This is a genomic window from Leptolyngbya sp. Cla-17, from assembly GCF_016807185.1.
GTDB lineage: Bacteria > Cyanobacteriota > Cyanobacteriia > Leptolyngbyales > Leptolyngbyaceae > ULC077BIN1.
In genome coordinates, this window is the sequence record NZ_JAEVYN010000001.1 from 91,851 (window position 1) to 106,322 (window position 14,472).

Below are 14,472 nucleotides of genomic sequence, written 5' to 3' on the forward strand. Positions count from 1 at the left end.
TTGCTTTGCGTAAATCTCTAGCATTTAGACTGTGTTCTGGCGATTCTCGCGGCGATCGTTGTATGAATCGCACTTAGCCATTAATCGTTCCTAGCGCACCCGGTGCCCCCGATAGAGTCTTCTTAGGCGAACAGGTAATAACCATAACTAGCAGAGTCAAAATATAAGGCATGGCATTGAAAAGGTAGCGCCCTTGATCCATGCCAACCGATTGTAAAGCTGGACCGATCGCCTGGGCACCGCCAAAAAATAAGGATGCCCACAGACATTGAACCGGATTCCAACGGGCGAAAATGACTAGAGCCACTGCCATTAAACCCTGACCACTCGAAATACTCTCCGACCAAAGCCCTGGATAGTAAAGAGACAAACACGCTCCGCCGATTCCTGCCAAAAAGCTGCCGGCAATGATGCAAAGCATACGCACACGCTTAATGGAAACTCCCATTGCTAACGCAGCATCAGGACTGTCGCCAACCGCACGCACAAATAAACCCCACCGGGTCGATTTGAAAAACCATGCCATCAAGGGAGCCAGAATGACCCCAACGATAAACAGGGGACTAATTTTAAGGGCAGACTGGAGAGCTGGCATCGTACTCCATCCACCCAAATCGATGGTTGGTAGCTGAGGTGCTTTGGGCTGAATGAAAGCTTTGCCAAAAAAGAAGGCAATCCCGCTACCAAAAATAATCATGGCGATCCCAACCGCAATATCATTCACCTTGGGTTGCTGAGACAACCAGGCATGAATGAAGCCCAAAATCATGCCCGCACAACCAGCCACAAATACACCCAACCAGGGAGAAATTGTCGCTGGAATGCCCCATTTATCGGAAGCCAGATAGGAAATGGCATAAGCGCTCATTGCACCTGTGAGCAAGGTTCCTTCTAAACCCAGATTAATCTTGCCGCTTTTCTCAGTTAGGCATTCCCCCAAACTAACGAAAAGAAAGGGCGCACTTCCTCGCAGGGTACCTGCCAAGATGCCCAATGGAACCCCCCACCAACCCAGTGCTTCTGCTGCCATTAAGGAGATCCTCCAAATCAATTGCCAAACTTGATCAAACCGATCGCAATAATCAACGATGAACCCACCCCTAGACAGTCACTGCTGTTGATGACACAGGTGGTGGAGATAGAGGAACCTCTGGCTCCTTGAAGACTTTAAAGCGCCCATACAGCGATTCGCTGTATAGAACCACTAGAAAGACCAGTCCTTGAAATACGAGAACCGTGGCATCGGGCATCCCAAACGATCGCTGGAGCGCACCACCACTGTTGATAATGCCGCCCAGCAAAATCGCCACAACCGCTGCTGCCAAAGGGTTATACCGTGCAATGAAGGCGACGAGAATGCCAGCATAGCCATAGCCAGCAATGATCGATGCGTTTGCCTGCCCTTGAACGGCTGCCACCTCGACCATGCCAGCCAACCCAGCACAAGAGCCAGCCAAGAAGCAAATAATGATGGTCAGTTTACCCACAGGCAATCCCGCAATGCGAGCAGCCTTGACATTGCCGCCAGCAGTGCGAGCGGCAAATCCAAACGTTGTGTGCTGAATCAAAAAATATGCGATCGCACAAGCCACCAATCCATAAATCAGCCCGTAGTGAATTCGGGTAGAGCCAATATTTCCCAGCCGATAGAGTTCTGGAATCGGGAAAGTGGAAGGCTTGTTTAAAGAAGAAGGATCTTTCCAGGGACCCTCTACCAGGTGGTTGAGCAGGGCGATCGCGATATAGTTCATCAGCAAACTACTGATCGTTTCATTAACCGCCCGATAGTGGCGTAATGCACCGACGATCGCAATCCAAACACCACCAGCAACAATCCCTCCAAGCGCCATGCCAATCTGAACTAAAGTCGGAGCCAGCCCTAGCGTCGCTTGCAGTTGTGTTGGAGAAGGCGTAATGCTGCCGTAGGACAAAATCAGCCCCATCGCTGCCGCCCCCAACCCTCCCAAAACTAAGGCTCCTTCGTTTCCAATCACCATTAATCCCAATCGAGCTGGAAGCGCAGTGCAAAGTGCTGTCAACATCAAAGGAGCAGCCCGCAGCAAGGTTCCTTGAAAAGCATTCCAGCTTCCAAACGCGGTTTTACAAATGGCACCATAAATCGCAAAGGGATTTTTGCCGCTAAACATGCAAAAGATGCCGAACAAGACCAAAGCAACCAGCAATGCTGCTAGCGGAATCGCGATAGACTCCGCCGTAGATCGCCAGTTGGAACGACTTAGTGCCATATCAACTTGTCTTCCCAGAAACGCCTTCAGCCAACCAATCTATTTTGGTCAATTCAGGAGCGGTGACTTTATAGGTAGTACCGGCAGGGATTTTGACTGCGCCTGCATTGTCTTTAATAGCACCTTTATAAACAACGCTTGAACCATCAACAAGCTTCGCTTTCGCTGCTTCTACATCTTTTTTGATCGGTTCAGTCACGGCTGGACCAAAGGTTGCAAGCCCAATGTAGTCTTCTGCAATGCCGCCAATAAATTGGTGCGGCACACCACTATTCATCAGCGTTTTGCCAGCTTTAAACAGCTCCACATAGTTCTTATAGATCGTGCCCCAGTTGTACATTGTTCCAGTTAGATAGCCTTTGGGTGCCAAAGCAGCCTGATCGGAGTGGAAGCCGCTGGATAATACCCCTCGTTTTTCCGCTGTTTCAATCACAACTTTGGGACTATCAACATGTACGGCGATGACATCAAAACCCTGATCGGCAAGAGAGTTAGTAGCTTCTGCTTCCTTTACAGGTAATGACCAGTCGCCCGTAAAAATTACCTGCATTTTGATATCTGGCTTGATGCTGCGTGCCCCTAGCATGAAGCTGTTAATGTTCCGAATCACCGGATTAATAGGCTTTGCGCCTACGAAGCCAATTTTGCCCTCTTTACTCGCTTGGGCGGCGATTCGTCCGGCAAGGTATTGCCCTTCATCGACCAGCGCAAAAAAGCTGCCGATATTGTTAGCCAGACCTTCTTTCCAAAGCGTACCGCAATGCAAAAACTGCACATCTGGATAAGACTTGGCGACCTCTAACACGTGAGGATCAAAATAGCCAAAAGAGGTAGGAATAATAACAGTTGCGCCATCTTGATCAATCATGTTGCGCATGACTTCCTGTACCTCTTTGGTTTCAGGAACGCTCTCTTGCTCAATGATCTTGATGCCCGGTGTGCTGGCGATCGCGGCAGCACCAACAGCATGGGCTTGATTCCAACCATAGTCAGCTTTGGGGGCGTTGTAGATAAAGCCAATTGTGATAGGTTTGCCTGCATCTGGGCTAGCACTACCACCACTTGTGCTGGCAGTATCGGTTGGAGAAGACGAACATCCCGTCCAGAGCTTAGAAGTTGCACCAAATGCTGCTGTTGCTAAAATCCCTCGAATGACCTGACGGCGGGGAACATAAATGTATCGATTACTCACTCTTCAAAAGTCTCCTTGATAGCTTATTGAACAAACAGCATAAATATGGATGAGGAGGAATTGTAAATAGTGAATTGCTGACTGGGAAGATTCAAGAATTATTTTGTCAGAATATTTGAAAATAAGCTATGAGAATGTATCTTAAACAACACTGAAGGAGGTTGCAAAATTTAACAATTTATGATCCTTTGAATTTTATAAGTGAGCCGTTATCGTATTCCAAAGCGTAATTTTTCTATACAAGCCGTGAGGGGATTGCAAATTGTGAGGCGAAATCTGTTCACTGCTACTCTATTAATCACACTTTGCGCCCTAACACTGATAATCAGTGTGGCAACTGGACAGACTCAACGCACCGAGTTTGAGTCTCCTACTGCCTTTAAGTCTGTCAATATCAAACCATTAGTAAAACCGATCGCGCCGTCAAAGGTGCAACCTGCAAAAAGTCAGCCGATAAAAGCTGTCCCGGCAATTCTTAAAGTCAGCCAATCTGTAAACCCTTTAGACTGTGCTTTGCAACCCGAAGCTAATAAATCTTCCAGATTGCGAAATTCATCAAATTCAATGCAACGTCCTTTGGGACCCGTTGAGTTAGAGCGCTTCCGACGTACGTTGGCTGCCAACGCGATCGCTCCATCTGACCCAAGCAACCTGATAAGATCCGCTCAATCTAGCTATCAGCCACGAGAAGCGGTTTTTTTGATCGATCCGACAAACTATGGCGATCGCTACGTAAGAGACGTAAATGGAAACTCTGCTCTCTTACCGCCCCTGGTGGTGCTGCATGAAACAGTTGGGTCCGCTGGCGGCACTTTAAACTTGTTCCGCACTCGGCACCCTAACGAGAAGGACCAAGCCAGCTACCACACGTTGATTCAGCGAGATGGCACAGTTTTGTATCTTGTTCCTCCGGACAAACGGGCTTATGGTGCTGGCAACTCAATCTTTTTTGGGGTAAATGGAGTTGCAGAAGCCGTTAAAACGCATCCTAAATTTCCGCCATCAGTAAATAACTTTTCCTATCATGTTGCGCTGGAAAGCCCACCCGATGGCAATACAAATGCCCCTACTCACAGTGGCTATACAATCCAGCAATATCACTCTCTTGCCTGGGTCATTTCTAAAACTGGTGTGCCAGATACTCGCATCACAACTCATAGAGCCGTTGATCGCTCCGGGCAGCGAATGGACCCTAGAAACTTTAGCTCCTCACAGTTTTTTCAGCTAATGCAGAGTTACACCAAAACGGTTGAAATTCCTATAGGATGTGTAGTGCCTCAAGTAGCTTACGGATTAAAACAACCGATCCGACAAGCCAAAAATGCGAGTCGCCCGCCCCAGCAAAAACGAGCGATTTAATCAATATTAGGTCGCAGAAGATTGCGGAGTTAGAGAACGCTATGGTTGACTTGAGTTAACGCGTTCTTATGTTTGATATGGAATGGCTTAAACGGACAAGGTTGGGTCTAGCGATATTAAACACTTTAATATGCACGATTGCTCTAGGTATTGAATCAGCGACATCTGCACCCGGCGATGTTGTAGTAGAAATTAAAATTGAGTCACCAATCGAGCGATTCCCAAAGGGATCGTTTCACGAATCGCAGCCTCCGTTTCAGCAGCCTATCCAACTTCCATCTTTTCCCAAAGACACTTCCACTCTTCCAGCCCAAGGCCCTTTCTCCTCCTCCTATCCCTCATTTAATAGCCAGCAACTTGATCGCCAACTACAGCTTTATACTCACTATTTAGCCCAATTTGGCAAGCCCGACATTTTGATTGTGGGCAGTTCTCGCGCATTACAAGGAGTCGATCCGATGGCCCTTCAGCAAGCCCTCGCCAAACGCGGCTATCCCAACCTAAAAATCTTCAACTTTGGAATCAATGGGGCCACTGCACAGGTTGTAGACTGGCTGCTGCGGCAATTACTCACCACCGAGCAACTGCCTCGTCTGATTGTTTGGGCAGATGGAGCACGCGCCTTTAACAGTGGTCGGATTGACCATACCTTCAATAAGATTCGTGCCTCCCAGGGCTACAAGGTTGGTGCAGGAATTCGTCGTCCACCTAGTTCCCAAACGAGTGGTTTAGAAGTTGGGCAAATTTGCATGGATATACTGCCGCTGCAATTGACCCCTCAACTCAAATCCATATCGACTCAACCTAGAGAAGTGCCATTGAGTGCCATGAACGATGCCTGTCATCAAACTGCAAAAGTGACGATCCGATCAGGAATTTCCTCATCCTCGCCGTTGATGCCATCTATGACAGCCGTTGAAGCTTTAGGCTTTCAAGTTGTCAACACTCAATTTGACCCCAAAGTCTACTTTCAACGGTTTCCTAAAGTATCGGGTTACTACGATGCGGACTACATCAGGTTTACTCTCGCTGGCAGGCAAATCAATGCCCTAGAGCGAGTGGTCAATTTTGCGAATAAACAGCAGATTCCGCTCGTATTTGTCAATCTTCCACTGACGCAAACCTATTTGGATGCCGCTCGATTTGCATATGAAGATCAGTTTCGCAGAGGGATGCAACGGTTTGAAAGGTCTCGACGATTGAGATTTAAAGATCTAGGTTTGCAGCCAGGACTTGACTCAAATCGCTACTTTGCCGATCCTAGCCATTTGAATCGCCATGGAGCAGCAGTTGTTGCCATGCAAATTAGTGCTGATTTAGCCCGTTTGACTGGGAAAATGCAATTATCTGCAAAACCAGATTCGGTGCGATCTCTCTCTAGTTCACTCGTTCAATGTGAAAAAGGATGCCTCTATCTACCCAAAATATTCGCGGGTTTTCCAGAAAATAGTTTGGATGTGGCGATTCATCCTTAATTTTTGTACTAGCAGCAAAATGTATCTAGCTGTGAAAAAACATCGGAACTTTAAACAAGCGGTGCCAGTTCAAAGATTGGGCAAATGCTTTAAATTTCCCTAGGTACTCTCAGCGTAATTACGTATGGTTGTCCTGAGGCAATTTATTTTTTCCTACTTGTGCAGGCTAGGACCGTGATTATCACTAATTCATCAACTGTCAAATCAGCCCTGTTAGAGCAAGCAAGTCATCTTCCCCTGTCACCCAGGCAAGCTCAAGATTGCCCTTCTGTGGTACATCCTTCCGTTCAAAGCAGCATTAAACGTTTAATTGATATCGTCGGTGCGTTGATTGGGTTAATTATCACCGTGCTTGTTGCCATTCCAGTTGCGATCGCAACTCAATTTGACAACCCTGGTCCACTTTTTTATAGCCAAATTCGGTGCGGACACCAAGGTAAAACCTTCAAAATTTGGAAATTTCGCTCCATGGTTGTGGATGCGGACAAATTAAAACATCTCGTTCATAACGAGGCGAAAGGCGGCATTTTCAAGAATCGCAACGACCCTAGAGTCACTCGTGTTGGCAGATTTTTACGTAAAACTAGCCTCGATGAACTTCCTCAGTTTTGGAATGTGCTAGAAGGCAACATGAGTTTAGTGGGAACCCGACCTCCAACGGTTGATGAAGTTATGGGATATAAACGGCACCATTGGGAGCGATTGAACGTAAAGCCCGGAATTACAGGGGAATGGCAAGCAAACGGGCGATCAACCGTATTGAACTTTGAAGCGATCGTGGAAATGGATGTAGCTTACCAAGCGAAATGGTCAATTCTTTACGATTTGCAATTAATCCTAAAAACAGTATTAGTTGTGCTGAACAAAAAGGGCGCATTCTAGAAAACAAAACAGTTAACCGATTTGCCTGTGAAGTGCTTGAATGGTGCCTGAACCCAAGCAACTATTAAGCTTATCCTCATGGGGAATCGAGGGAGCATCCTCCAAAATCGCCTGTAGCAACTTAGAATCAAGTCTGTGGCACGGTAGTTATTTGCAGCCGTTGCCTGTCAATCGTTCTTAGGAGAACGTCCCTTGGTTTCTTCCTTGCTGCTTTCTGCTTTTCAATTTACTTCGCCAGGGTCGGAGCTTCCTTTGTTTCAGGGAACTGGGTTTTCGATTCGCTGGTATGGCTTGCTAATTGCATCGGCGGTATTGATTGGAGTGAACTTATCTCAGTATTTAGCGCGCCGCCGTCGGGTAGATCCAGAGTTGATAGCCGATTTGGCGATTTGGCTAGTCGTTGCTGCTATTCCTAGCGCCCGCTTATACTATGTCCTGTTTCAGTGGCAAGAGTATGCCAACCATCCTGAGCAAATCATCGCGATTTGGAAAGGGGGCATTGCAATTCATGGAGCCATCCTGGGCGGGTTGCTGGCAGCACTGATTTTTTCGCGTTTAAAGCAGATTTCTTTTTGGCAGTTAGCTGATCTGGTATCGCCTTCGTTGATTTTGGGGCAAGCAATTGGACGCTGGGGCAATTTCTTTAACTCTGAGGCATTTGGCAGTCCGACAGATTTACCGTGGAGATTGTTTATTCCAAGAGATCGCCGTCCAGTTGGCTTTGAAACTGTCGAGTATTACCATCCCACTTTTCTATATGAATCGCTGTGGAATCTGATGGTTTTCACTCTGTTAATAGTGCTGTTTCTTAGAGACTTGAAAGGCAAACTTAAACTCAAAATAGGAACGCTGTTTTTGGTTTACCTGATTGCTTATAGCTCTGGACGGCTGTGGATTGAAGGATTGCGAACCGATAGCTTGATGTTGGGTACGCTCCGCATTGCTCAAGTGATCAGCCTAGTTGAAATTACTGTGGGCGTTTTTGGATTAATTTGGCTATACAAGCTGGGGCGATCGCTACCCGATGTGGTGCCTGCTGCACTTCAAAAAACGGATTTGAGTGATTCTAACCAATAAAATTCAGGAAGTTGAGCATTGAGTCGATTATTTATAGATTGAGTGTTTACTCAAAGCAATAAAAAAGAAAACCCCAGAGATAAACTCTAGGGCTTTAATCAGGGTGCATCTACCACTTCTTTCTTCTAAAATTCAGACTCCTATCCGGAGAAATTTGATCTAAATTGCAAAATCTATGACGAGTCCGTTGAAAACTCCTATTCAACAATTGCTTCAGCCTGCCGTTTACATTGTCGGTGCTGGTCCTGGCGATCCAGATCTGCTGACAGTTAAAGCACAACGATTATTAGCACAAGCGGATGTTATTCTGTTTGCTGATTCACTGGTGCCTAAGCAGATATTGCAATCTGCCCGGTTTGATGCCGAGGTGATTCAGACTGCGCACACAACCTTAGAAGAAGTTTTACCACTGATGGTGGCGCGAGTGCGGGTAGGTAAGTCAGTTGTGCGGCTTCATTCAGGCGATCCTTGTTTGTATGGAGCAGTTCAAGAGCAAATGCAAGCCCTGTTAGAAGCCGAGATTCCCTTCGAAGTTATTCCAGGGATTAGCGCCTTTCAAGCTGCTGCTGCAAAATTGCGAGTTGAGCTAACGGTTCCAGGAGTCGTTCAAAGCATCATTTTGACCCGCATTAGTGGACGCACTCAAGTACCCGAGTCAGAAGAGTTGACAAGCTTAGCAGCACATCAGGCAAGTCTTTGCTTATATCTCAGCGCTCGACACGTGGAGGATGCTCAACAACGATTAATGCAACACTATCCTGCACACACCCTCGTTGCAATTTGCTTTCGCATTGGTTGGCAGGATGAAAAAATTTTGCTCGTGCCGCTGACAGATATGGCAAAGGTGACCCAGGCAGAAAATTTTATTCGCACAACGATGTATATTATCAGCCCTGCTTTGGCTGCTGCCACGGTGCCAGCATCGATCGCTAGTCACACCTCCTCTGCTACCATTTCACAAGCGAGATCGCGCTTGTACGATCCAAAACACGATCACCTTTTTCGCCCTTCTTGATGGATTCGACGAATGCATTCCTATGCCATTGTGAACGCCGAAATAGATTTGACGCTTCCAGAAGGAACCCTAGAAACCTTGCAACTGATCGGCAATGGAGCTTTATCGATTGTTGTAGAACCAAATCTTAAACTAGAGGTTTTACAACAGGATGACACGCTACTTTTACAAGCAATCCTGGCTCACGATCGCATCATTCGCGCTCTATTTCTACAAACAACCGTACTACCGCTCCGATTCAGCGCGTTTCTTCCAGAGAAAGAGCTCATTGCCGACCTGAATACGAATCAATCCCGCTATCTCGCTTACCTCAAGTATTTCAACGGAAAAGCAGAATATCGCTTGAAACTCGTTCCTTTGGAAATTTTAGACACTCCAATTTCACCGAGTCTTAAAGGAAAAAACTATTTTCTCGCTAGAAAGCAGCAAATACAAACGCAACAGGACCAGCATCAATTGCAGTTGACTCAATTTGAGCAACTGCTAGAAATAATTAATCAATTTTGGCCGGCAATCTTATCTACCGAGACTGCTACGACTGAAAAAATCCTCTTTTTGCTAGCAAAGCAAACAGAAGAGGAAGTTATTCAAAATATGATCAAAATATGGCAAGAACATTACACACTCTACCAATTTTCGGTTGAAACCGCTCTGCCGCCTTACCACTTCATAGAGTCATTCATTTCCACAAAAAAGGTTGATTCGTGATCAGAAATGATATTTTTATGCAGGTAAAAAATTAGAATACCCCTATCAAGGCACCATTGGTAACTTGGATAGATTGTGCACTTGCTTACATAAGCGGAGTTCTGTCCCTTGACGATTCCACTGCACTCTATCAAAAACTTGGTGAAGAATATAAAGTCCACGACCGCATTCTCGCTCTTGGCAAGCTGGACTTTGATCTAACCCGATTTCCCAAAACTGGGGTGGTCTAAACCCAGATCCCTCATCTGAAATGATCCACCAATATTGGTCGGTGATAATTGAAAAACGAACTAAGATCGTCTTGCTAGGGTCTAGCTTATTCCCATGCTTCGCTGCGTTTACCAAAGCCTCTTGCAACCCCAGCTTTACTTCTGGTCGCCATTGGGGTGGAATTTCTGCTAGCAGCAACTCCAAAATAGGGACTAAATAAAGAGTTGAAGCAAAGCTAACCGTGTTCCAACTTCGCTTCACTGACTGAGAAGAAATAGCTACCACTCTAAAAACCCTGCAAAACTCAACAGGTCAAACGGACAACTCAATGAAAAAGTGCTGCCTTAGCAATAAATCAAGTTTGTAAACTCTTCATGAGAAATACTGAAGTTCTTAGCTAATCTAGTTTTATGAGCTCAATCTTAAAAAATTAGAGAAATCGTGCTTGAAAAGCAAATCTTAAAGTGTGAAACCGCAGTCCTGAATGCAACCTTTCACTTAAATTATATCAAAGTCCCTTTGAAAATGCACCTATGGAAGGAAGTCTCACCGTCCCATAAGGGTTGTAAAGGGCGATTTATTTAGAACTCAGTTTTCTTTATTTGCTCAATATAGCGAAAGTCTTTTTCAACTTCTGCCCATAGCGAGCGATTATGTGGATCCGTCTGTAGAGCTTTTCTTAAATAAACGCGGGCTTTGTCAATCTGATGTTCTCGAATCAGAAAACGACCCCACTGCTGATAGACGATCGCTTGCCATTGAATCACCTCTGGATCGCGGGACATTCGTTGAGCCAAGCTTTCTACCAGAGCGATCGCCCTCGGAAATTTTTGACTCCTCAATAGCTGTTGCAACTGTTGGTACGAACTAGCCTTTAACTGTTGCTCTAAAGGAGAGAGCGATGGGTTTACTTGAACCTGCACCGTTTGTTTAGACTGCTTTCCAGAGCTTGAAGTTGACGAAGAAGTATGACGATTAGGAGGCATTGGTTCATCATGCCGTTGGCTCGTTTCACGGGGCAACGTATTTAATAACCACTTGTAAGCCATGGTTACTTCAATGAACTTATCTTTTGCTTGTTGATCGCCAGAGCTAACATCGGGATGATATTTTCTTGCCAAACCTCTATATGCAGCTTTGACATCCTCAAAGGAAGCCCCACCGGAAAGTCCCAGCAATCGATAGCATTCTATAGAATTCATCAAGCTCAGCAACAGCAAAATAATAAGCATTCTGCCATTGCTGAGGTAACTTAGTGACAAGAAACTGAAGATAATTCCTAATTAACCGTTTCAATCACGCTATCAATCAAGCCGTATTCCTTTGCTTCTTGGGCAGACATGAAATAGTCGCGATCGGTATCCTTCTGAATTTTTTCGATCGATTGCCCTGTCCGCTCTGCCATCAGACCATTAAGCTCATGGCGAATTCGCAAAATTTCCTTCGCCTCAATTTCAATGTCAGTAGCTTGTCTCCGCCCTGTACCACCCAGCGGCTGGTGAATCATGATACGTGCGTGAGGCAGCGCCAATCGTTTGCCCTTACTGCCTGCTGTCAGCAAAAAGGCTCCCATTGATGCCGCTAAGCCCACACAAATCGTGACGACTTCAGATTTAATGTGCTGCATGGTGTCGTAAATTGCCATGCCAGCCGTCACAGAACCACCTGGAGAGTTGATGTAAAGATAGATAGGCTTGTTTTGGTCGTCTGAATCCAAGTACAGCATTGCTGCAATGGTGGAATTTGCCAGCGAATCAGTGACCTCTTGTCCTAAAAAAATAATCCGCTCTTGGTTTAGTCGAGTGTAAATATCAATCCAGCGCTCGTAAGTACTTCCAGGAAGACGGTAGGGAACACTAGGGATGCCGATAGGCATAAGAGATACTCCTTTGAATAAGAAAAATTGTTTGAGTCAGAATGCTAACTTGCAGCGGCAAGAACTTCTTTGGGCATATCTTTTGTGCTTTCTAAAACTCGATCAATCAGCCCATACTCCACCGCTTGATGTGGCGTCATGTAAAGCATCCGATCCGTGTCTTTTGCTAGCTTTTCAGGAGATTGCCCAGTGGTTTTAGCCAAAATATCCAGCATAGATTGCTTGTTCGCCAGCACTTCTTTTGCTCGAATTTGAATATCCGTTGCTTGTCCTTGAGTGCCCGTGCGCGGTTGATTTAGAACAATGGAGGCGTGGGGTAGGCTGGCACGGAATCCTTTAGCACCGGAAGATAAGATAATTGCTGCCGTGCCTAATGCTTGACCAATACAAATCGTGTGTACGGGAGGTTTGATGTAACTTAGGGTGTCACAAATTGCGAAGGCTTCGGTTTCGTAGCCGATCGCATCGCCATCGTACCAGGAGGTGCCGGTGGAGTTGATGTAAAAGCGAATGGGCTTTTCTGGATCTTCAAACTGAAGGTAAAGGAGTTGAGCAATGATCAATTCGGTCACATCAATCCCGATTTGCCGCTTCACATCATCAGATGAAAAAAGGGGCAATCCAAGATAAATGATGCGCTCCTTCAATAGAAGAGACGGCATATCCGGTGGCGGAGTCCGCATGTAAGAGTCTCCTCCACCATAGTAAGGAGACTGAGCAGCTTGAATAGATGATGTCATAGCAGCGTATCGCCTGAAATGTTTTGCCTAGGAGAACGGCACTGTTTATTCATAGTAGCGTGACAGTCGCTATTCCAGCATTTCGCCTATGCTTGAGTTTAGATTGAGCTTCTGATCCTTAAACGCTCCTAATTCCAGCCTTTAAGCCCTAATCTTGTTTTATCTAATGCTGCAACAGGACAATTCATTATTATGAGAGTTGGTTTACAGATTGCCCTCAGCGATGCGAGTGTGGATGTGGCTCAGCCTTTGAGTCAGCGACAGTTATCAGTTTCACTGTTGGCGATCGCCGATGAATTTAGCCGCACAGCACCGCTTAATCTCTGCTTGATTCTGGATCACAGTGGTTCTATGAGCGGACGACCAATCGACACGATTCGCCAAGCGGCTCAGCGATTGGTAGATCGATTATCGTTGGGCGATCGCATCTCCATTATTGGGTTTGATCACAAAGCGAAAGTGTTGGTACCCCACCAAGTAGTGGATAATCCTGCCAGCTTAAAATTGCAAATTAATCAACTGAAAGCAAGCGGTGGAACCGCGATCGATGAGGGGTTGCGCCTCGGCGTTGAAGAAATGGCAAAAGGGAAGCAAGGTACCATTTCGCAGGCATTTCTACTCACGGATGGCGAAAATGAGCATGGCGACAACGACCGCTGCTTGAAATTAGCCAAGTTGGCAACGGGCTATAACCTAACTATTAACACCCTCGGTTTAGGCGATGCTTGGAATCAAGATGTATTGGAAAGCATTGCTGATGCGGGCGGGGGTGCCATGTCTTACATTCAAACTCCCGAAGAAGCCGTGGCAGAGTTTAGTCGGTTGCTAAACCGCGTGCAGTCCATTGGGTTAACCAACGCCCATTTGGTGTTGTCTCTTGCTCCCGGCGTGCGGTTGGCAGAACTGAAACCTATCTCTCAAGTGGCACCCGACACGATTGAGTTAACGGTGCTGCACGAAGGCTCACAGTCCATTGTGCGATTAGGAGATCTGATGGTTGAGGTGCCTAGAATCATTTTGGCAAACCTGTACCTTAATCAAATGGCGGCAGGATCGCAGGCGATCGCCCAGGCACAGATTCGCTATGATGACCCCACTACCAGCGCCGAGGGGTTACTCTCTGAAAAAATTTCGGTTTATGCCGATTATCTCAGCGACTTTCAGCCCACCCCCAGCTCCGAAGTGCAGCAACAAATCCTGGCATTGGCAAAATACCGACAAACCAAAATTGCGGAAAGCAGGCTCCGGCAGGGTGATATGACAGGTGCGGCGACAATGATGCAGACCGCCGCCAAAACTGCGCTACAAATGGGCGATGAAGGAGCCGCCACCGTGCTGCAACAAAACGCCACACGGCTACAATCCGGTGAAGGTCTATCAGAAGCCGATCGCAAGAAAACCCGCATGGTGTCCAAAACAACGCTCCAAGCAGAATAATAGCAGTGGACAAACACGGGCTTCGACAAAGCATTGTCGAGCGAGTGCAGTTCGCAGACTTTATTAGCGTACTTAAGGCTTCTTCGCCTTCCAAGTGCCGCCATAGACATAAAACGGATTGTCTTGACTAACACTTTCCCAGCAGGCAGGGCAAACAAATACCCAAGTTTTAGCAGCATCCTGCTGAATGCGGTAGAGAATGGGAGATATCTGGGTACAGCGATCGCAGGTTTTTTCCCTGACTCGCCGACTCAC

Annotated in this window: 15 protein-coding genes; 7 read left to right on the forward strand and 8 right to left on the reverse strand. The window is 46.4% G+C overall.

All coding sequences use genetic code 11. The features are described 5' to 3' along the window. Window positions 1-73: 73 nt before the first annotated feature. The 3 genes from JOY44_RS00415 to JOY44_RS00425 form a co-directional block, all read right to left on the reverse strand. Entirely contained in the window at window positions 74-1,030 is a 957-nt protein-coding gene (locus JOY44_RS00415; RefSeq protein WP_171571842.1) for an ABC transporter permease, read from the reverse strand. A gap of 70 nt (window positions 1,031-1,100) precedes the next feature. After that, window positions 1,101-2,246 carry an ABC transporter permease gene (locus tag JOY44_RS00420; RefSeq protein WP_171571843.1) on the reverse strand — a complete coding sequence of 382 codons (1,146 nt, stop codon included), beginning with the start codon at window positions 2,244-2,246 and terminating at the stop codon, window positions 1,101-1,103. Between the two features lies 1 nt (window position 2,247). Beyond that, window positions 2,248-3,438: a BMP family ABC transporter substrate-binding protein gene (locus JOY44_RS00425; RefSeq protein ID WP_171571844.1), complete on the reverse strand. Its 1,191-nt coding sequence runs from the start codon at window positions 3,436-3,438 to the stop codon at window positions 2,248-2,250. 330 nt (window positions 3,439-3,768) lie between these two features. Between JOY44_RS00425 and JOY44_RS00430 the strand changes: the two genes are divergently transcribed. From JOY44_RS00430 to JOY44_RS00455, 6 genes are all read left to right on the forward strand, one after another. Further along, complete coding sequence (locus JOY44_RS00430) at window positions 3,769-4,797, forward strand: peptidoglycan recognition family protein (protein ID WP_197984846.1); 1,029 nt, start codon at window positions 3,769-3,771, stop codon at window positions 4,795-4,797. 77 nt (window positions 4,798-4,874) lie between these two features. Continuing rightward, the gene (locus JOY44_RS00435) at window positions 4,875-6,272 is read left to right on the forward strand and encodes a hypothetical protein (protein WP_171571845.1); all 1,398 of its coding nucleotides are present in this window, start codon (window positions 4,875-4,877) and stop codon (window positions 6,270-6,272) included. 174 nt (window positions 6,273-6,446) lie between these two features. Next, window positions 6,447-7,154 carry a sugar transferase gene (locus tag JOY44_RS00440; RefSeq protein ID WP_197984847.1) on the forward strand — a complete coding sequence of 236 codons (708 nt, stop codon included), beginning with the start codon at window positions 6,447-6,449 and terminating at the stop codon, window positions 7,152-7,154. Window positions 7,155-7,346: 192 nt separating this feature from the next. Then, window positions 7,347-8,231: a prolipoprotein diacylglyceryl transferase gene (gene lgt / locus JOY44_RS00445; RefSeq protein WP_171571846.1), complete on the forward strand. Its 885-nt coding sequence runs from the start codon at window positions 7,347-7,349 to the stop codon at window positions 8,229-8,231. Between the two features lie 175 nt (window positions 8,232-8,406). Next, a complete protein-coding gene (gene cobM / locus JOY44_RS00450) occupies window positions 8,407-9,246 on the forward strand; it encodes a precorrin-4 C(11)-methyltransferase (RefSeq protein ID WP_171571847.1) in 840 nt (279 codons plus the stop codon). Between the two features lie 12 nt (window positions 9,247-9,258). Further along, on the forward strand, window positions 9,259-9,954 hold the full coding sequence (locus JOY44_RS00455; RefSeq protein ID WP_171571848.1) for a GvpL/GvpF family gas vesicle protein: 696 nt from the start codon (window positions 9,259-9,261) through the stop codon (window positions 9,952-9,954). 45 nt (window positions 9,955-9,999) lie between these two features. Here JOY44_RS00455 and JOY44_RS00460 read toward each other — a convergent pair whose 3' ends face one another. The 4 genes from JOY44_RS00460 to JOY44_RS00475 all read right to left on the reverse strand — a co-directional run bounded on the left by JOY44_RS00460 (window position 10,000) and on the right by JOY44_RS00475 (window position 12,780). Further along, entirely contained in the window at window positions 10,000-10,449 is a 450-nt protein-coding gene (locus JOY44_RS00460) for an ATP-binding protein (protein ID WP_171571849.1), read from the reverse strand. Between the two features lie 296 nt (window positions 10,450-10,745). Continuing rightward, on the reverse strand, window positions 10,746-11,396 hold the full coding sequence (locus JOY44_RS00465; protein WP_245404898.1) for a J domain-containing protein: 651 nt from the start codon (window positions 11,394-11,396) through the stop codon (window positions 10,746-10,748). A gap of 47 nt (window positions 11,397-11,443) precedes the next feature. Further along, window positions 11,444-12,040 (reverse strand): ATP-dependent Clp protease proteolytic subunit, encoded by a 597-nt coding sequence (locus tag JOY44_RS00470; protein ID WP_171571851.1) that lies wholly within the window; start codon window positions 12,038-12,040, stop codon window positions 11,444-11,446. Window positions 12,041-12,084: 44 nt separating this feature from the next. Beyond that, complete coding sequence (locus tag JOY44_RS00475) at window positions 12,085-12,780, reverse strand: ATP-dependent Clp protease proteolytic subunit (protein WP_171571852.1); 696 nt, start codon at window positions 12,778-12,780, stop codon at window positions 12,085-12,087. Between the two features lie 192 nt (window positions 12,781-12,972). On the opposite strand from JOY44_RS00475, the gene JOY44_RS00480 reads away from it, so the two are divergent. Further along, complete coding sequence (locus tag JOY44_RS00480; RefSeq protein ID WP_171571853.1) at window positions 12,973-14,217, forward strand: vWA domain-containing protein; 1,245 nt, start codon at window positions 12,973-12,975, stop codon at window positions 14,215-14,217. Window positions 14,218-14,289: 72 nt separating this feature from the next. Here the strand turns inward: JOY44_RS00480 and JOY44_RS00485 are convergent, their stop codons facing one another. Further along, entirely contained in the window at window positions 14,290-14,472 is a 183-nt protein-coding gene (locus JOY44_RS00485) for a hypothetical protein (RefSeq protein WP_171571854.1), read from the reverse strand.